This window comes from Streptomyces purpurogeneiscleroticus (assembly GCF_020024005.1).
GTDB lineage: Bacteria > Actinomycetota > Actinomycetes > Streptomycetales > Streptomycetaceae > Streptomyces > Streptomyces purpurogeneiscleroticus.
Genome location: NZ_NHSG01000398.1, coordinates 1 through 17373, shown reverse-complemented (window position 1 = coordinate 17373; position 17373 = coordinate 1). Strand labels below are relative to the sequence as shown.

The following is a 17373-nucleotide window of genomic DNA, read 5'->3' as shown; positions in this document are numbered from 1 at the left end:
GAGAATCCACCAGTTCTCGGACCCCACGTGGTCACGAGCCGGCAGCCGGTAAGTCGTATCCCTGGTCCTCCTCCGGGGCGGGCCGGCCCACCATCCACTGCGTGCTTGCGGAGCCGACCCATGCTCACCACCATCAAGACCGCCTACACCGACACCCGCGCGGCCGACCTGGCCTGGGCACTCGGCCGCGAGCCGCTGCCCGCTCTCGCCGTCCTCGACCTGCAATTGGAAGACGTCAAAGTCCAGTTGCGGCTGCTCGGCGCCTCGCACCAAGTGCTCCTGGAGGAGGAGCACGGCAGCTGCTCGGAGACCGTGGCGTGCATGCCCGGCAGCAGCACCCCGCTCCCGCTCGGTGTGGCGAAACGCATCGGCGACTGGGAGTACGAATTCGCGGCCCATGTGGAGACGCTTTCCCGCGGATCGTTCGCGGGCCGGGCACAGGAATTGCTCGCACTGGTGGCCGAGCATCCATACGGACTCGCCGGCACATTCCCCGGCGCGCCGCACGCGTTCACCGCGATGCTTGCGCAACGGGAATGCGGCCAGGTGCGCTGGCGCACTTGGCACGCCTATCCCCAGGAGGGCCGGCTGGTGGCGACCCGTACGAGGGTGGGAGTGCGGGCGGTGGCGGCGCTGTGAGCGGGAGCGCGGAAGCGGGCCGGCGTCGTCCCCGCGCGAATCCAATGCGCTCTTGTGGGTGACGAGCGGCGACGGGGCCGTCACGTAGCGTTCGCAACATGATCGATCCGCCAGCGGCCCTCACCTCCGGCCCCCGCAAGCCGCCGGAGATCGTCAGGCCGCCACGGCTGCCGGTGCCGGCCGGACTAGGCCGGCTGCTCGTCCTCGCCGTCGTCTTCCTCTGCGCCGCCTGCGGACTGGTGTACGAACTGGAGCTGGTCGCCCTCTCCTCCTACCTGGTCGGCGACTCCGTGACCCAGGCGTCCGTGGTGCTCTCCGTGATGGTCTTCGCGATGGGCGTCGGCTCGCTGCTGGCCAAGCGGCTGCGCTGCCGGGCCGCGGTCGGCTTCGGCGCGGTCGAGGCGGCACTGGCCCTGACCGGCGGGGTCTCGGCGATGGCGCTGTACGCGTGCTTCGCGTGGTTCGGCCAGTCCCGGCCCGCGCTCGTCGGCTTCTCGCTGGTGATCGGCGTGCTCATCGGCGCCGAGGTACCGCTGCTGATGACGCTCATCCAGCGGATCCGCAACCAGGACGCGGGCGGCGCGGTCGCCGACCTCTTCGCGGCGGACTACGTGGGCGCCCTGGTCGGCGGCCTCGCCTTCCCCTTCCTGCTGCTGCCGATGCTCGGACAGCTGACGGGAGCGCTGGTCACGGGCGGGGCGAACGCGGTCGCGGGCGGCGCGCTCGTCCTCGGGCTCTTCCACCGTGACCTCTCCATACGGGCGCGCCGGTCACTGCTGGCGGCCAACGCGCTCGTCCTCGTCCTCCTCGCGGCGTGCACGGTGCTGGCGGAACCTTTCGAGGAGGCCGCGCGCAAGGCGGTGTACGGCACGGGAGCGCGGGTCGCCGTTCGCACGGACGTACAGGAAGTCGTGCTGACCGGCGGCACGGGCGGCGCCGGGCACGCGGGCCGGGGCGCCGGGCGCTCCGAGGCGCCGCTCGCGCTCTATCTGGACGGGCGGCTGCGGGTCAGCGCGCGGGACGAGTCCCGCTACCACGAAGCGCTGGTGCACCCGGCGATGGCGGGCGGGCCGCACGGCCGGGTGCTGGTGCTCGGTGGCGGCGACGGCCTCGCCGCGCGCGAGCTGCTGCGTCACCCCGGCGTCGACTCGGTCACCGTCGTCGAACGCGACAGCGGCCTGGTCCGGCTGGCCCGCACCGACCCCGGCCTCGCCCGGCTGAACCGCGGGTCGCTCGACGATCCGCGGGTCCGCGTGGTGACTGCCGACGCCTTCGACTGGCTGCGCCGGGACGCCCGGCGCGAGGTGCGCAGGGACGGCCCGTACGACGTGGTCCTCTCCGACCTGCCCGATCCCCGCCTCACCGCCGGCACCAAGCTGTACTCCCAGGAGTTCTACGGCCTCGCGGCCCGGGCGCTGGCCAGGGACGGGCGGCTCGCGGTGCACGCGGGACCGCCGCGCGCCCGGCCGCGCAGCTTCTGGACGGTCGAGGCGACGCTGCGCGCCGCGGGGCTGCGCACCGTCCCGTACCGGATGCCCGGCCGGCTTTCGGACGGAGCCGACCGGGACACGCCCGGCAGCAGCCGGCAGAGCCGCCGGTGCTGGGGCTTCTTCCTGGCCGGCCGCACCACGCCGCACCTGGGTCTCTCACCCGCCGCACCGCCGCGCTCCCTGACCCCCGCCCTGCTCCGTTCCGGCCACGTCGCGCTGGCCCGTACGCGCCTGTCCGGCCTCCCGCCGTCGACGCTGGTGCATCCGCGGTACGGCGGGTGAAGTGCGGGGACGCGGTGGCCGGAGGGCGTGGCCCGGACGGTGACGGGGTGCGGAGAAAGTTGTGCGGGAGCGGGCACGGGGCGGGGCCCGCTGGGTAGGCTCCGATTCATGGAGCACGAGGTGTACGTTCCGTTTCCCGTCGGCACGGTGCGGCAGGCGCTCGCCGAGCCGGAGCGGCTGGCCCGCTGTGTCCCGGGCGCCCAGCTCGACGCGGACGCCGCTCCCGAAGTTCCGGAGGGCCGGCTGCGGCTGCGGATCGGCGGCTCCACCATCACTTACCGCGGGTCACTGCGGGTGACCCCGCGCGCGGACGAGCCCGACGCCTTCGACGCCGCGGTGCACGGCACGGAGGTGCGCGGCGACGGCCTCGCCGAGCTGGACCTGACCGTCCGGGTGGCGCCCGACGAGGGCGGCAAGGGCACGACGCTGTCCTGCACCGCGGCCGTACGGGCCGAGGGCCGGCTCGCGGACGCCTCGGAGGACGCCGCCCGCACGGCCGGCCGCCGCCTCCTGGAGCGCTTCGCCACGACCCTCACCGACGACCTGACGACGAATCCGGTCAAGGGGCAGCAGGGCGGGCCGGACGCGGCAGCGGGGCCGACCACGGCGGTGGACGGCCTGGCGGTGCTCGCCGCGGGGCCGGCCGACGCCGGGACCGCGGGGGACCGGGACGCGGCGGGCCTGGAGGACGAGGATCCGGACGACGACGAGGGCCTGGCAGCGGCGGGCCTGGATGACGCGGACCTGAAGGAGGCGGGCGCCGAGGACGACCCGGCCGACGTCATCGGCACGGACGACGACGAGGACGACATCGACGAGGTGGACGGCGCCGGGGACCTCGCGGCGCGGGCCGGTGTCTTCGAGACCGACATCCCGCCGTCCTCGCTGGACCCGCTCGCCGAGGACGAGCTCGGCATCCCGGCCGAGCCGCCCGCCGAGGCCGCGCACGCGCGCCGCACGATGATCGGCCGCAGCGCGGAGGAGGTGGACCACGCACCGCCGCGCGGCCGCTACGCCCCCGTGCCCGCGCCCGAGACGTCCAGCGCCTCGGCCACCCTGCGCTGGGCGGCGCCCGCGGCCGCCGTGGTCCTGGCCTCCGCCGTGGTGGTCGGCCGGGTGCTGCGCCGCCGCCGCTGACGCCGGGCCCGCGCTGCCGCCGGCGCCGGTTCCGCTCCGCCGCCTCCGTGGCGCCCGGACGAGCGTGCCCGGACGAGCGTGCCCGGGCCGCCGCGCCCGTGCCGCACCGTTAAGGTCGATCCGTGAGCACTGAGAACCCCGCAGAGCCCGCCCGCAAGTCGCGCGTGGCGCGTACCGTACGGCTGGCCGCCGGCGACACCGAAGTGGCCGTCCGCCCGGACAACGGCTGCCGCATCGAGAGCCTCCGGATCGGCGGCACGGAACTGCTCCGGCAGGGAGCCAAGTACGGCTGCTTCCCGATGGTGCCGTGGTGCGGCCGGATCGAGAACGGCCGGTTCCGCAACGGCTCCGAGACGCATCAGATGCCGCTGAACTCCCCGCCGCACGCCATCCACGGCAACGGCCGCAACCTCTCCTGGCGCACCGCCCGCACGACCGGGACCACCGCGGCCTTCACCTACGACCTGGACGACCCGGCTGCTCCCTGGCCGTATCCGGGCAAGGTCACCCAGCTGGTGGAGCTGGCCGAGGACGGCGGTTCGCTGACCCTCGGCATGGGCGTCGAGACGTACGGCGACTCCTTCCCGGCGCAGGCAGGCTGGCACCCCTGGTTCCTCCGTGACCTCGGCGACGGCGGCGAGGGCGTACGCATCGACTTCGCCCCCGAGTGGCAGGAGGAGCGCGGCGAGGACCACCTCCCGGCCGGCCGGCGTATCGACCCCCGCCCCGGCCCCTGGGACGACTGCTTCGGCATGCCGCAGGGCGTGGATGTCACGCTGACCTGGCCGGGCCGCCTGGAGCTGAAGGTCACCAGCCGTGCGGAGTGGGTGGTCGTGTACGACGAGCAGGAGGCGGCCGTGTGCGTGGAGCCGCAGTCCGGCCCGCCCAACGGCCTCAACACCCACCCGCGCCTGGTCACCCCCATCGAGCCGCTGGAGATCTCCACGACGTGGACCTGGCGCACCCTCTCATGAGGTCCTATTAGGCTCGTGCGCATGAGTGACGACGTGCGCGGCGAGCTGCTGCAGCAGATCAAGGACAAGGCCGTGGTGCACGGCAAGGTGACGCTTTCCTCCGGCAAGGAAGCCGATTACTACATCGACCTGCGCCGGATCACCCTGGACGCCGAGGCCGCGCCGCTGGTCGGCCAGGTGATGCTGGACGCCACCGCCGACCTCGACTACGACGCGGTCGGCGGGCTCACGCTCGGCGCCGACCCGGTCGCGACGTCGATGCTGCACGCCGCCGCCGCGCGCGGTCGGAAGCTGGACGCCTTCGTGGTCCGCAAGGCCCAGAAGACGCACGGGATGCAGCGCCGCATCGAGGGTCCGGACATCAAGGGCCGCCGCGTCCTGGTCGTCGAGGACACCTCCACCACCGGCGGCTCGCCGCTGACCGCCGTCGAGGCGGCCCGCGAGGCGGGCGCCGAGGTCGTCGCGGTCGCCACGATCGTCGACCGCGGTGCCGAGTCGGCCATCGCCGACGCGGGCCTGCGGTACATCACCGGCTACCGGCTCACCGACCTGGATCTCGCCTGAGAGATCGGGCGCGTCGGGCGGGGGCTCCGGCCCTCACCGCCTTGACCTGGCCTTTCCTCAAGGGGCGGGCTGTTTCACGTGAAACAGCCCGCCCCTTGCGCTGTCCGGGTGGAAGCGCGATGTGGAGGTATTCGACAAGTCTGGGAAGATGGGCCGCGACGATGACGTCGCCCCCTGGTCAGGGCCCAGAACACACCGGTACCCGCACATCACAAGGAGCGGACAGATGCCCATCGCAACCCCCGAGATCTACAACGAGATGCTCGACCGGGCGAAGGCAGGCAAGTTCGCCTACCCGGCCATCAACGTGACCTCGACGCAGACGCTGCACGCGGCGCTGCGCGGTTTCGCCGAGGCCGAGAGCGACGGCATCATCCAGATCTCCACCGGTGGTGCGGAGTTCCTGGGCGGCCAGTACAACAAGGACATGGTGACCGGCGCCGTCGCCCTGGCCGAGTTTGCGCACGTCGTGGCCGCGAAGTACGACATCACCGTCGCGCTGCACACCGACCACTGCCCCAAGGACAAGCTGGACGGCTATGTCCGCCCGCTGATCGACATCTCCGCCGAGCGCGTGGCCAAGGGCCAGAACCCGCTCTTCCAGTCGCACATGTGGGACGGCTCGGCCGAGACCCTGGCCGACAACCTGTCCATCGGCCAGGAGCTGCTCGCCAAGGCCGCCGCCGCGAAGATCATCCTCGAGGTCGAGATCACCCCGACCGGTGGCGAGGAGGACGGCGTCACCCACGAGATCAACGACGAGCTGTACACCACCGTCGACGACGCGCTGCGCACCGCTGAGGCGCTGGGCCTGGGCGAGAAGGGCCGCTACCTGCTCGCCGCCTCCTTCGGCAACGTGCACGGCGTCTACAAGCCGGGCAACGTCGTCCTCCGCCCCGAGCTCCTCAAGGACCTCCAGGAGGGCGTCGGCGCCAAGTACGGCAAGTCCGCCCCGTTCGACTTCGTCTTCCACGGCGGCTCCGGCTCCACCGAGCAGGAGATCGCCACCGCGCTGGAGAACGGCGTCGTGAAGATGAACCTGGACACCGACACCCAGTACGCCTTCACCCGCCCGGTCGCGGACCACATGTTCCGCAACTACGACGGCGTCCTGAAGGTCGACGGCGAGGTCGGCAACAAGAAGACCTACGACCCGCGCAGCTGGGGCAAGCTGGCCGAGGCCGGCATGGCCAAGCGCGTCACCGAGGCGTGCGCCAACCTGCGCTCCACGGGTACCAAGATCAAGTAACGCCGCCGCGCGCTGCACCGGCGCGCGCAGCGGAGTATGCCGGAGGGCCCCGTACGCATCAGATCACGCGTACGGGGCCCTCCGCGCGCGTGCCCGGTCCTCCGTGCGCCCGGCCGAAGGGCCACCGCCGGGGCATCGCGGACCGCGAGTACCAGGCAGACTTGGAACCATGGCCATTCACGAGAACCTGCTCGGGGGACCGCCCCCGACCCACCTGCCCGACGACCCGGAGCCCCGCGAGCTGCTCGCGGCGGGCACCGCACCGGCCGATGTCGCCGCGAAGTACCCGGCGTCCTCGCTGGTCTGGGCGCAGCTGGCGGACGACGCCTTCCAGGCCGGCCGTACCGTCGAGTCGTACGCGTACGCCCGTACCGGCTACCACCGCGGCCTGGACGCGCTGCGCCGGGCCGGCTGGAAGGGCCATGGCCCGGTCCCGTTCGAGCACGAGCCGAACCGCGGCTTCCTGCGGGCCCTGCACGCGCTCGCCCGCGCCGCCCAGGCGATCGGCGAGCAGGAGGAGTACGAGCGCTGCACGGCGTTCCTGCGTGAGTCCTCGCCGACCGCCGCGGACACGCTCTCCTGAGGGAAGCCCCATACCGAGATGACCTCTCAGGGCCGGCCGGCCGACGTGTTCCGGCCGGTCCTGAGCCGTTGAAGGGCCTTCGGGTCGGCCGGGTCGGCCCTTGCCAAACCCCGGCGAGTTGCGGAAGATGCGCAACAGGTCCGGTGAGCCGGGCCTGACGAGGGGACCGGGGCTCCGATGCCGACAGGAAGGGGCGGACCGCTACCCGGAGGCATGCATCACGAGGAGTTCTGATGTCGCACTCGTCATCAGCGTCCCAGGCGTCCCCGTCCCCGGAGCCGGCCCCGCAGCCGGCCCCGAGCTGCCCGTTCGGGCAGGGGGAGACGGACCCGAACCTGGATTTCAGGGGCACCACGCCGTACGAGGACTACGTACAGGCCGAGATGCTCACCCACGCCCAGCATCCGCTCTCCGACGATCCCGGGGAAATGGCCTTCCTGGTGACCACCCAGGTCATGGAGCTGTGGTTCACCGTCATCGTCCACGAGTGGCACACCGCCGCGCAGGCCCTGCGCAGCGAGGACCTGCCCACCGCAATGGACGCGCTGCGCCGCTCCACGTACGAGCTGGAGGCCCTGAACGCCGCGTGGAAGCCGCTGGCCCGGCTGACCCCCGCGCAGTTCAACGCCTACCGCGGGGCGCTCGGCGAGGGCTCCGGCTTCCAGTCCGCGATGTACCGGCGGCTGGAGTTCCTGCTCGGCGAGAAGTCCGCGTCGATGCTCGTCCCGCACCGCGGCGCGCCCCGCGAGCACGCCGAGCTGGAGAAGGCGCTGCACGAGCCGAGCCTGTGGGACGAGGTGCTGCGGCTGCTGGACCGCCGGGGATACGCGATCCCGGTGTCCGTACTGCACCGCGACCCCACGCTCAAGTACGAGCCGCACCCGGCCGTCGAGGCGGCCTGGACGGAGATCTACGCCGGCGACCCGGCACGCGATCCGGAGAACGAGCTGGTCCGGCTGGGTGAGGCCCTCACGGACGTCGCCGAACTGGTCTGGCGATGGCGCAACGATCACCTGGTGGCGACCCGCCGCGCGATGGGCGCGAAGCGGGGGACGGGTGGTTCCGCCGGGGTGGCCTGGCTGGAGAAGCGGGCCGGAAAAAACGTCTTTCCCGAGCTGTGGACGGCACGCAGCCATGTCTGAGCGGCCGGACGACGGCACTCGGACCCGCGTGAGGGGGCACTCGTGACGGAGCGGCCACTCATGACCGACGAGGAAGCCGGGTCCGAGTGGCTCCTCACGACCGAGCGATGCGGTGCTGTCCGCGCGGAGGGTGACAACGAAGTGCAGGGGAACGAGAGCGCCGATGCCGGCGTGTCCACCGAGAGAATCGATACCTCCGCCGCGGGCGGCGCGCTGGCCGCCCGTGCCGTCGCCGCGGCCGGCGTCCGCGACGACCTCGCCGCCCGGGCCGCCCAGCTGGACGCCGAGGACCCGCTGAGCGGCAAGCGCGCGGAGTTCGTGCTCGACGAGGCGGTGTACCTCGACGGCAACTCGCTCGGCGCGCTGCCGCAGCCGGTCCCCGAGCGGGTCCGCGAGGTCGTCGCCCGCGAGTGGGGCGAGCTGCGCATCCGCTCCTGGTCGGAGTCCGGCTGGTGGACCGCGCCCGAGCGGATCGGCGACCGCATCGCCCCACTCCTCGGCGCGGCCCCCGGCCAGGTCGTGGTCGGCGACTCCACCAGCGTCAACGTCTTCAAGGCGCTGGTCGCCGCCGTACGCATGGCCGACGAGACCGGCCCGGCGGTGGACGGCGTCCCCCGGGACGAGATCCTGGTCGACGCCGCCACCTTCCCGACCGACGGCTATATCGCGCAGTCCGTGGCCCGGCTGACCGGCCGTACGCTGCGCCCCGTGGAGGCGGGCAGGATCCCCGCCGAGGTGTCGGACCGTACCGCCGCCGCCCTGGTCAACCACGTCGACTACCGCTCCGGCCGGCTCAACGACCTGCCCGGCATCACCGCCGCGCTGCACGCAGCGGGCGCGCTCGCCGTCTGGGACCTGTGCCACAGCGCGGGCGCGCTGCCGGTCGGCCTGGACGCGCACGGCGTCGACCTCGCGGTGGGCTGCACGTACAAGTACCTCAACGGCGGCCCCGGCGCGCCCGCGTACCTGTACGTACGCGCCGAGCACCAGCCGCGCTTCGACTCCCCGCTGCCCGGCTGGAACTCGCACGCCAACCCCTTCGGCATGGACCCCGAGTACGTACCGGCGGCGGGCATCGAGCGCGCCCGGGTCGGCACCCCGGACATCCTGTCGCTGCTCGCCCTGGAGGCCGCGCTGGAGGTCTGGGAGGGCGTGGCCATCGAGGACGTACGGGCCAAGAGCCTCGCGCTGAGCGACTTCTTCCTGGAGTGCGTGCGGGCGTACGTGCCGCGCGGCCGGGTGCGGTCGGTGACGCCCGAGCCGCACGACGAGCGCGGCAGCCAGGTCGCGCTGGAGTGCGCGGGCGCCGGCGAGGTGATGGGCGAGCTGATCCGGCACGGCGTGATCGGCGACTTCCGCCACCCCGACGTGCTGCGCTTCGGCTTCACCCCGCTCTACACGTCCTTCGCTGACGCGGAGCGCGCGGCCCGCGTCCTCGCGGAGGTCGTGGCGTACGTACCGGGCGACGGCACCGCCTCCGCGGTCGCCGCGGGCGCGGCGGAACAGGGGCCCACGACGATGTGAGGCGGCCGGTGCGAGCGGGGCGGTGTGGTCGGGACGGACGAGCGAGGTGGCATGAGCGGGGCGCTGGACGAGGAGGAGGCGCTGCTGGCGTGCGCGCCCGTACCGCCGGACGGCAGGATCGCGTACGGCGACCACCCCGACCAGGTGGTCGACCTGTACCTGCCACCGGAGGCGCCGCGCGGCCCGCTGACCGTGCTGCTGCACGGCGGCTTCTGGCGGGTGGCCTACGACCGCACGCACCTCTCACCGCTGGCCGCCGCGCTGGCCCGGGAGGGCCTGCCGGTCGCCCTCGCGGAGTACCGGAGGGCCGGCGGGGGCGGCGGATTCACGGAAACGTTCAACGATGTGACGAACGCGGTACGGGTCGCTGCCGCCGAGGCCGGCGAGGACGCTTCCGTGGTCGTCGCCGGGCACTCCGCCGGCGGCCACCTGGCACTCTGGGCGGCCGCCCGGTCGGGCCCGGTCACCGCGGCCGTCGCCATCGCCCCGGTCGCCGACCTGGCCCGCGCCCACGAACTCCGGCTCAGCGACGGCGCGGTGGCGGAGTTCCTGACCGGCCACCACGACGACGCCCATGCCACCGGCCACGACGATGGCCACACCACCGGCCACGAAGACGGCCTCGCGGAACGTATCGCCGCAGTCGACCCCGTACGGCTGCCGCCCCGCGTACCGGTGACGGTGCTGCACGGTACGGAAGATCCCGATGTACCGGTCGATCTGTCGCGGCGTTACGTCGCGGCGCATCGCGGCACCGGAGCCGCCGCGCCCGCCTTGCACGAGCTGCCCGGTGCCGGGCACTACGCGGCCGTCACCCCGGGCACGGCGGCGTACGGAGCGCTGGTGGCAGTGCTGCGGCACTCTGACGGATGACGGGTGACCGGCGGTACCGTTCCTCCATGCCAGCCGCAGCCGCATTCCGCCCCTGGTCGCCCGAGTTCGTCGCCGACCCCTGTCCCGGCTTCGCGGAGCTGCGCGACGCGGGCCGCGTGCACCGCTTCCCGCCCAGCAACCAGTGGCTGATACCGCGGCACGCGGACGTCAGCGCGCTCCTGCGGGACCGCCGCCTCGGCCGTACGTATCTGCACCGCTTCTCCCACGAGGAGTTCGGCCGCACGCCGCCTCCGCCCGCGCACGAGCCCTTCCACGTCCTCAACGACAACGGACTGCTCGACCTGGAGCCGCCGGACCACACCCGTCTGCGCCGCCTGGTGTCGAAGGCGTTCACGCCCCGCACGGTCGAGCAACTGAAGCCTGTCATCGGCCACTTGGTGAATGCCATGGTCGGTGACTTCGTCGCGGCGGGCGGCGGCGACCTGCTGACCGCGATCGCCGAACCCCTGCCCGTCGCGGTCATCGCCGAGATGCTCGGCATCCCGGAGGCCGACCGGCCGCTGCTGCGCCCCTGGTCGGCCGCCATCTGCGGAATGTACGAGCTGAGGCCGGACGAGGAGACGGCGCGCCGCGCGGTACAGGCGTCCCTCGAATTCTCCGCGTACCTGCGTGAACTGATCGCCGCCCGGCGCAAGTCACCGGGCGAGGACCTGATCAGCGCCCTGATCGCGGCATACGACGAGGGCGACCGCCTGAACGAACAGGAAATGATCTCCACCTGCGTCCTGTTGCTCAACGCGGGCCACGAGGCGACCGTCAACACCACCGCCAACGGCTGGCTGGCCCTCTTCCACCACCCCGAGCAGCTGGCCGCGCTGCGTGCCGCGCCGGACGCGCTGCTGCCGACCGCCGTCGAGGAACTGCTCCGGTACGCCACGCCGCTCCAGCTCTTCGAACGCTGGGTGCTGGACGACATCGAGATCGACGGCACGGTGATCCCGCGGGGCGCCGAAGTCGCCCTCCTCTTCGGCTCGGCCAACCGCGACCCGGCGGTCTTCGACCGGCCGGAGGAGCTGGACCTGTCCCGCGCGGACAATCCACACGTCTCCCTCGGCGCCGGCATCCACTACTGCCTCGGCGCCCCGCTCGCCCGCCTCGAACTGGCCGCTTCCTTCGGAGCCCTGCTGCGCGCCGCCCCTTCCCTCCGCCTCACCGCCGAGCCGTCCTGGAAGCCGAACTTCGTCATCAGGGGGCTGACGGAACTGCTGGTGGAGGTCTGAGACGTAGTACTTGAGACGGACCCGCAGAGATCCTCACTGGGCCGGACGCCCCCGCCCGTCCCCGTCCCTACCGTGGTGGGCGTGAACGAGACACCTCAGTACCTGAACGGCGCCCGCGGCAAGCAGGGCGCCGCCGGGCGCGCCCAGGCACCGCCCCACCAGGTGCCGCCTCCCGAAGCCCGGATGGCGAGCGGCGCGCTCCGCGGCCTGCGCCAGGATCTGTTCACCCGCGCCTTCGCGTTCCGTCCGATGCCCCCGCTGGACGAGGCGAAGGCGGCCGGCTGGGTGCCCTGGCTGCCGTCCCGGATCGGCCGGTGCCTGCGCTGGCTGCCGCACGCGCTGGTCATCGGCTTCGCCGCCTGCGTACTGCTGGCCGTCTCCGCCAAGACGGACGGCTCCGGCCCGTCGTTGCTGCTGCTGGTCTTCGGCGTACTCGTCGCGGGGCCGCCGGCGATGACGCTCGTCCGGCCGGTCGGGGCGTTCTGGGTGTCGCTGCTGGCGGTCTGCCTTGGGCTGTTGGCCGGCGACTCCTCCTGGGAGATCGCGTTCATCGCCCATGTCGGCACGATGGTGCTGGTCGTCCTGCGTACCCGGCCGCGCCTGGCACCGGGGATGTGGGCGGTGACGTTCGCCGTCCTCGCGCCCGGGGTCGCGGTGGCCGGTGCCGACGGCGGGTCGGTGCTGGCGCCGCTGGCGGTCATGAGCGGCATCGTCCTGCTGGCGGCCGCTGCGGTACGCGCCTGGCGGGAGGAGCGGCAGCAGGTCGTGGAGACCCGTACGGTCACCGCCGAGGAACGGTCGCGGCGGACTCTCCTGGAGGAGCGCGCGACCATCGCCCGCGAGCTGCACGATGTCGTCGCGCACCACATGTCGGTGATCGCCATTCAGGCGGAGGCCGCGCCGTACCGGATGCAGGACACGCCGCCCGAGCTGGCCACCGCCTTCTCGACGATCCGGGAGAACGCCGTGGCGGCACTCACCGAACTGCGGCGCATCCTGGGCGTCGTGCGCTCCGAGGACCCGGACGCCTTCGCCGGTCCGGAGGCGCCGCAGCCGACCCTCGCCGATCTGGACGCGCTGCTGGAGAGCGTGCGCGGCGCGGGGCTGACCGTCTCGGCGGTGGTGACGGGGGCGGTACGGCCGCTGCCGCAGGGCGTGGAGCTGTCGGCGTACCGCATCGTCCAGGAAGCGCTGAGCAACACGCTGCGGCACGCACCGGGCGCGGAGGCCCGGGTCGAAGTCGCGTACGTCCTGGGCGGCCTCGGCCTCCGCGTCGTCAACGGCCCCCCGGATCGCCTGGCCAAGCCGTCCCCCGGCGCGGGCCACGGCCTCCTCGGCATGCACGAACGCGTCACCATGCTCAGCGGCGACATGACCAACGGGCCCACGGACGACGGCGGGTACGAGGTCACGGCCTTCCTCCCGGCAGCAGCCGTACGGACGCCCGCCGACCCGGATTCACCGTCCCGGCCGACAGGGCAGTCGGAGCCCTCCGCAGCCGATTCCCCCACCTCTCCGGAGAGGCCGCAAGCATGATCAAGGTCCTGATCGTCGACGACCAGGTCATGGTCCGCGAGGGCTTCTCCGTCCTCCTCAACGCGATGCCGGACATCGAGGTCGTCGGCGAGGCGGTGAACGGCCGCGACGCGGTGCACAAGGTCGCCGCCCTGCGCCCGGACGTGGTCCTGATGGACATCCGCATGCCGGAGGTCAACGGCCTCGAAGCGACGCGCGAGATCGTCGCCGCCGACGCGGACGCCAAGGTGCTCGTGCTGACCACCTTCGACCTGGACGAGTACGTGTACCAAGCGCTCCGCGCAGGAGCCAGCGGCTTCCTCCTCAAGGACGCGTCCGCAGGACAGCTGGCCGACGGCGTACGGATCGTGGCGGCCGGCGAAGCGCTGCTCGCGCCGACCGTCACCAAGCGGCTGATCTCGGAGTTCTCCCGGCTGGGCGGGCCCCGCTCGGCCGCCCAGGAACGCATCGGTGAGCTCACCGAACGGGAGACCGAGGTCCTGGTACTGGTCGCCCAGGGCCTCTCCAACGGAGAGATCGCCGCCCATCTCGTCGTGGCCGAATCCACGATCAAGACGCATGTGAGCCGCATCCTGGTGAAGCTCGGCCTCCGCGACCGCACCCAGGCCGCCGTCTTCGCCTACGAAACGCGCCTGGTCACCCCCGGCCTCTGAGATCCTGCGATCGGAACCCGGCCGGTGCCGTAACTGTTGTCCACAGCCTGTGGACAACAGTTACGGCGTCGACGCTCGCCGGAAGCCATGGGTACTGCCTCGCGAAGTGTGAGAAGCGTCACCCTCGCGGCAGCGTCAGCCGCCACGCGGCCGGCTGGACCGTCCACGTCCGCGTCCTGACCGGCCCGCCGATCACCGCGTCCGCCCGGTAGCGGAAGTCCGGCCCGGACACGGTCACGGCCCGCGCCCGGACTCGTACGGGCGCCTCCGTGGCCTGCCACTGCACGATCACCTCGGCCAGCCCTTCGTGCTCCTGCGTGGGGTACGCCGCCCCGTCACAGGGCGCCGCGCCCTCCGGGGCCGTGCACCCCACGGGCACGACCGACACCCGGTGCACCGGCCGGTCCAGGTCCGCCAGGACGACGCCGTCCGCCTCCACGCGCAGCCGCGGCAGCGCCCGGCCGTCGCGCCGCCCGCCGCCCGGAACGGGCGCCGTGAGCAGCGAGAGGGCCGCTCTCGCGGTCCGGGCGGCCGGGGCCCACCAGGGGCGCTGCGCGGGCACCGCGGGCTCCTCAGCGGCCGTACGGGCGGATTGCGCGGGCCGCTCGGCCGGATCGCCGCCGGGGATGCGCAGGCCGCCCAGCACGATGCCGTCGCTGTCGTCGGCGAGCAGGTCGAGGACGCGCTCCTGGCCGTCCAGGACGGCACGCGCGGCGGTCACGGTGTCCGTGGGGACGCCCAGCGCCCGGCTCAGCGCGGTGGCGGACGGCATCCCGACGGGCACCAGCGAGAGGGTCACGCGAGGGAGCTCGCGCTCCTTGTGGAGGAGCTCGACGGTGCGCAGGAGGGCGCGGTCGTCGCCGATCACCACGGGGCGGCGTTGCCCCCTTCGGGCGAGCACCCGGGCGAATTCCGCGGGGTCGTCCGGAAAGCAGATCTTCGTGGTCGCGGCCGCGCACAGGACGTCTTTGGCGATCCGCACGGACTCGCCGTCCACACGGCGGGCGACCGGGTCGATGACCACGAGCAGGGAGCGCCCGGCAAGGTCTGGAGCCGACACCTCGGTCCTTCCTAGGGCTTGCGTTCTCTCGGGGAACGGACTCGGACGGGACGGGGGACAAAACAGCCATAGCGGCCACCGCGGGCCCCCGTACCCCGGCGGTGGCCGGGCGCCCGGGACTGTCCTGTTCGTCGCCCGAGAGAAATATTCGGTAATCTCTCGGTGCAAGAGCCCCTGTCGTTGTTGCGTCAGGGGCTTCGTCTATCCGGGGCACCGGTTCGACGGCTCGCGCGGCGGCTGCACCAGGCAGTGAGCCGCTCGCACGTTGGACATGCCCCGCCCGGAAGGGGTGTACGCCTGTGCCCGCACTTGTGCTGCTCGGTGCTCAGTGGGGTGACGAGGGCAAGGGAAAGGCCACCGACCTGCTCGGTGGTTCCGTTGACTATGTAGTGCGCTATCAGGGCGGCAACAATGCCGGCCACACGGTCGTCGTGGGCGACCAGAAGTACGCACTGCACCTGCTCCCTTCCGGGATCCTCTCGCCGGGGTGCACCCCGGTCATCGGTAACGGTGTCGTCGTCGACCCGGCGGTCCTGCTCTCCGAGCTGAGCGGACTGAACGAGCGCGGCGTCGACACGTCCAAGCTGCTGGTCAGCGGCAACGCTCACCTGATCACGCCGTACAACATCACCGTCGACAAGGTGACCGAGCGCTTCCTCGGCAAGCGGAAGATCGGCACCACGGGGCGCGGCATCGGCCCGACCTACGCCGACAAGATCAACCGCACCGGCATCCGCGTGCAGGACCTGTTCGACGAGTCGATCCTGCTCCAGAAGGTCGAGGCGGCCCTCGACTTCAAGAACCAGGTGCTGGCCAAGCTCTACAACCACCGCGCGGTGGTCGCCGAGCAGGTCGTCGAGGAGATGCTCGGCTACGCGGACCAGATCAAGGGTTACGTGGCCGACACCACGCTGATCCTCAATGACGCCATCGACGACGGCAAGGTCGTCCTCTTCGAGGGCGGCCAGGGCACCCTCCTGGACGTCGACCACGGCACGTACCCCTTCGTCACCTCCTCGAACCCGACCGCCGGCGGTGCCTGCACCGGTGCGGGCGTCGGTCCGACGAAGATCAACCGGGTCATCGGCATCCTGAAGGCGTACACCACGCGCGTCGGCGCCGGCCCGTTCCCGACCGAGCTGTTCGACCAGGACGGCGAGGACCTGCGCCGTATCGGCGGCGAGCGCGGTGTGACCACCGGCCGTGACCGCCGCTGCGGCTGGTTCGACGCGGTCATCGCGCGCTACGCGACCCGCGTCAACGGCCTCACCGACTTCTTCCTGACCAAGCTCGACGTGCTCACCGGCTGGGAGCAGATCCCGGTCTGCGTCGCCTACGAGGTCGACGGCAAGCGGGTCGAGGAGCTGCCGCACAACCAGAGCGACTTCCACCACGCGAAGCCGGTCTACGAGATGCTGCCGGGCTGGTCCGAGGACATCACCAAGGCCAAGACCTTCGCCGAGCTCCCGAAGAACGCCCAGGCGTACGTGAAGGCGCTGGAGGAGATGTCGGGCGCCCCGATCTCCGCGATCGGCGTCGGCCCGGGCCGCGACGAGACGATCCAGATCAACTCGTTCCTGGACTGAGGCGTGCGTCAGGCCCCGTAGGGGCCGACCGTGACGGTCAGCAGCCGCGTTACTGCACCTTCGTGTAGGTACGCGGCTGCTTGTCGTTTCCGCGGAACTCGCGCACCAGGGAGCCGTCGCCCGCGATCCTGAAGAGGGACGAACTGCTGGCCGCGCACCCCGGTGCGCTGCGCTGCACCACGGAGGGGCCGACGGAGAGCTGTCCTTCGGCCGAGTAGAAGTCCGCGCGCGCCGTGCAGTGCCCGCCGCTGCCCCGCACGTCGATCGTCACGGCGGGGCTGCCCACCGGAGTGCGCTCGATCGTCACCCGCTGGGTGCCCACACCGTCCGCGTTCGGGCGTTCCCAGGTGCCCAGGTACGCCGACGGGACCACCTCGTGGCCTGCGGGGCGCAGCGTTGCGGTACGCCCCGCCGCGCTCCATACGAGGGTGTTCTTCTGCGGTCCCCGCGTGAGGCTGTGCTCGCCCAGTGCCGAGCAGCGTCCTTCGGGTGTGGACTTCACCACGGTGGTGTCCAGCCGCAGCCCTTCGGTGGCCGACGCGGAGACGAGCTTCCCGTCGCTCTTGCACTCGTAGGTGGCGCCGAGGCTGATGCTGTTGGCCACCACCTCGCCGACGTTCCCGTGCGAGATCACGAACCGCCGCTGCTGCCCCGTGGGCACCCCGTCCCGCTCCACATCGCCGGTCCAGGTGCCCACGTAGTCGGCCGGGATGTCCGACCCGCCCTCGTGCTGCGCGCCGCCGCCCAGCGCGGGCATGGCGACCGCCGCGACACCGGCCGCGGCGATCACCACGGCGACGGCCCCGAGGGCGAGGGGCCAGCGGCGCCGACGGGCGGGGG

The 17373-nt window shown here is 72.7% G+C and carries 15 protein-coding genes and 1 pseudogene; 14 read left to right on the top strand and 2 right to left on the bottom strand.

Features of this window, described 5'->3' with window-relative positions:
* The first annotated feature begins 120 nt into the window (after window positions 1–120).
* The 13 genes from CCS38_RS29335 (at window position 121) to CCS38_RS29275 (ending at window position 13887) form a co-directional block, all read left to right on the top strand.
* Complete coding sequence (locus CCS38_RS29335; protein WP_223736360.1) at window positions 121–639, top strand: DUF2617 family protein; 519 nt, start codon at window positions 121–123, stop codon at window positions 637–639.
* Window positions 640–737: 98 nt separating this feature from the next.
* On the top strand, window positions 738–2411 hold the full coding sequence (locus tag CCS38_RS29330) for a polyamine aminopropyltransferase (protein ID WP_223736359.1): 1674 nt from the start codon (window positions 738–740) through the stop codon (window positions 2409–2411).
* Window positions 2412–2519: 108 nt separating this feature from the next.
* Window positions 2520–3548, top strand: coding sequence for an SRPBCC domain-containing protein (locus CCS38_RS29325; protein ID WP_223736358.1), 1029 nt, complete (start codon window positions 2520–2522; stop codon window positions 3546–3548).
* 122 nt (window positions 3549–3670) lie between these two features.
* The gene (locus CCS38_RS29320; protein WP_223736357.1) at window positions 3671–4522 is read left to right on the top strand and encodes an aldose epimerase family protein; all 852 of its coding nucleotides are present in this window, start codon (window positions 3671–3673) and stop codon (window positions 4520–4522) included.
* A gap of 21 nt (window positions 4523–4543) precedes the next feature.
* Complete coding sequence (gene pyrE / locus CCS38_RS29315; RefSeq protein ID WP_223736356.1) at window positions 4544–5086, top strand: orotate phosphoribosyltransferase; 543 nt, start codon at window positions 4544–4546, stop codon at window positions 5084–5086.
* 226 nt (window positions 5087–5312) lie between these two features.
* A complete protein-coding gene (gene fbaA, locus CCS38_RS29310) occupies window positions 5313–6335 on the top strand; it encodes a class II fructose-bisphosphate aldolase (protein WP_223736355.1) in 1023 nt (340 codons plus the stop codon).
* A gap of 169 nt (window positions 6336–6504) precedes the next feature.
* Window positions 6505–6918, top strand: a complete 414-nt coding sequence (locus CCS38_RS29305) for a DUF3151 domain-containing protein (RefSeq protein WP_030259077.1) — start codon at window positions 6505–6507, stop codon at window positions 6916–6918.
* Between the two features lie 233 nt (window positions 6919–7151).
* Window positions 7152–8060, top strand: coding sequence for a tryptophan 2,3-dioxygenase family protein (locus CCS38_RS29300; RefSeq protein ID WP_223736354.1), 909 nt, complete (start codon window positions 7152–7154; stop codon window positions 8058–8060).
* Window positions 8061–8120: 60 nt separating this feature from the next.
* Window positions 8121–9584, top strand: a complete 1464-nt coding sequence (gene kynU / locus CCS38_RS29295) for a kynureninase (RefSeq protein WP_223736353.1) — start codon at window positions 8121–8123, stop codon at window positions 9582–9584.
* A 51-nt stretch (window positions 9585–9635) separates the two neighbouring features.
* On the top strand, window positions 9636–10457 hold the full coding sequence (locus tag CCS38_RS29290) for an alpha/beta hydrolase family protein (protein WP_223736352.1): 822 nt from the start codon (window positions 9636–9638) through the stop codon (window positions 10455–10457).
* A gap of 26 nt (window positions 10458–10483) precedes the next feature.
* The gene (locus CCS38_RS29285; protein ID WP_223736351.1) at window positions 10484–11698 is read left to right on the top strand and encodes a cytochrome P450; all 1215 of its coding nucleotides are present in this window, start codon (window positions 10484–10486) and stop codon (window positions 11696–11698) included.
* Between the two features lie 183 nt (window positions 11699–11881).
* Window positions 11882–13234 carry a sensor histidine kinase gene (locus tag CCS38_RS29280; protein ID WP_223736371.1) on the top strand — a complete coding sequence of 451 codons (1353 nt, stop codon included), beginning with the start codon at window positions 11882–11884 and terminating at the stop codon, window positions 13232–13234.
* Window positions 13231–13887 (top strand): response regulator, encoded by a 657-nt coding sequence (locus CCS38_RS29275; protein WP_223736350.1) that lies wholly within the window; start codon window positions 13231–13233, stop codon window positions 13885–13887. Before CCS38_RS29280 ends, CCS38_RS29275 begins: the two co-directional genes overlap by 4 nt.
* A 118-nt stretch (window positions 13888–14005) precedes the next feature.
* On the opposite strand, the gene CCS38_RS29270 is transcribed toward CCS38_RS29275, so the two are convergent.
* Window positions 14006–14911 carry a diacylglycerol kinase catalytic domain-containing protein gene (locus tag CCS38_RS29270; RefSeq protein ID WP_223736370.1) on the bottom strand — a complete coding sequence of 302 codons (906 nt, stop codon included), beginning with the start codon at window positions 14909–14911 and terminating at the stop codon, window positions 14006–14008.
* A gap of 335 nt (window positions 14912–15246) precedes the next feature.
* Between CCS38_RS29270 and CCS38_RS29265 the strand changes: the two genes are divergently transcribed.
* Window positions 15247–16533 carry an adenylosuccinate synthase gene (locus CCS38_RS29265; protein WP_223736349.1) on the top strand — a complete coding sequence of 429 codons (1287 nt, stop codon included), beginning with the start codon at window positions 15247–15249 and terminating at the stop codon, window positions 16531–16533.
* 49 nt (window positions 16534–16582) lie between these two features.
* Here the strand turns inward: CCS38_RS29265 and CCS38_RS29260 are convergent.
* A pseudogene (locus tag CCS38_RS29260) lies at window positions 16583–17373 on the bottom strand (serine/threonine-protein kinase); the annotation flags it as partial.

Excerpts from the sequence above, each read along its gene's own strand:
- CCS38_RS29335 (WP_223736360.1), top strand. The coding sequence starts at position 121 with ATGCTCACCACCATCAAGACCGCCTACACCGACACCCGCGCGGCCGAC.
- CCS38_RS29330 (WP_223736359.1), top strand. The coding sequence starts at position 738 with ATGATCGATCCGCCAGCGGCCCTCACCTCCGGCCCCCGCAAGCCGCCG.
- CCS38_RS29325 (WP_223736358.1), top strand. The coding sequence starts at position 2,520 with ATGGAGCACGAGGTGTACGTTCCGTTTCCCGTCGGCACGGTGCGGCAG.
- pyrE (WP_223736356.1), top strand. The coding sequence starts at position 4,544 with ATGAGTGACGACGTGCGCGGCGAGCTGCTGCAGCAGATCAAGGACAAG.
- fbaA (WP_223736355.1), top strand. The coding sequence starts at position 5,313 with ATGCCCATCGCAACCCCCGAGATCTACAACGAGATGCTCGACCGGGCG.
- CCS38_RS29305 (WP_030259077.1), top strand. The coding sequence starts at position 6,505 with ATGGCCATTCACGAGAACCTGCTCGGGGGACCGCCCCCGACCCACCTG.
- CCS38_RS29300 (WP_223736354.1), top strand. The coding sequence starts at position 7,152 with ATGTCGCACTCGTCATCAGCGTCCCAGGCGTCCCCGTCCCCGGAGCCG.
- kynU (WP_223736353.1), top strand. The coding sequence starts at position 8,121 with ATGACCGACGAGGAAGCCGGGTCCGAGTGGCTCCTCACGACCGAGCGA.
- CCS38_RS29290 (WP_223736352.1), top strand. The coding sequence starts at position 9,636 with ATGAGCGGGGCGCTGGACGAGGAGGAGGCGCTGCTGGCGTGCGCGCCC.
- CCS38_RS29285 (WP_223736351.1), top strand. The coding sequence starts at position 10,484 with ATGCCAGCCGCAGCCGCATTCCGCCCCTGGTCGCCCGAGTTCGTCGCC.
- CCS38_RS29280 (WP_223736371.1), top strand. The coding sequence starts at position 11,882 with ATGGCGAGCGGCGCGCTCCGCGGCCTGCGCCAGGATCTGTTCACCCGC.
- CCS38_RS29275 (WP_223736350.1), top strand. The coding sequence starts at position 13,231 with ATGATCAAGGTCCTGATCGTCGACGACCAGGTCATGGTCCGCGAGGGC.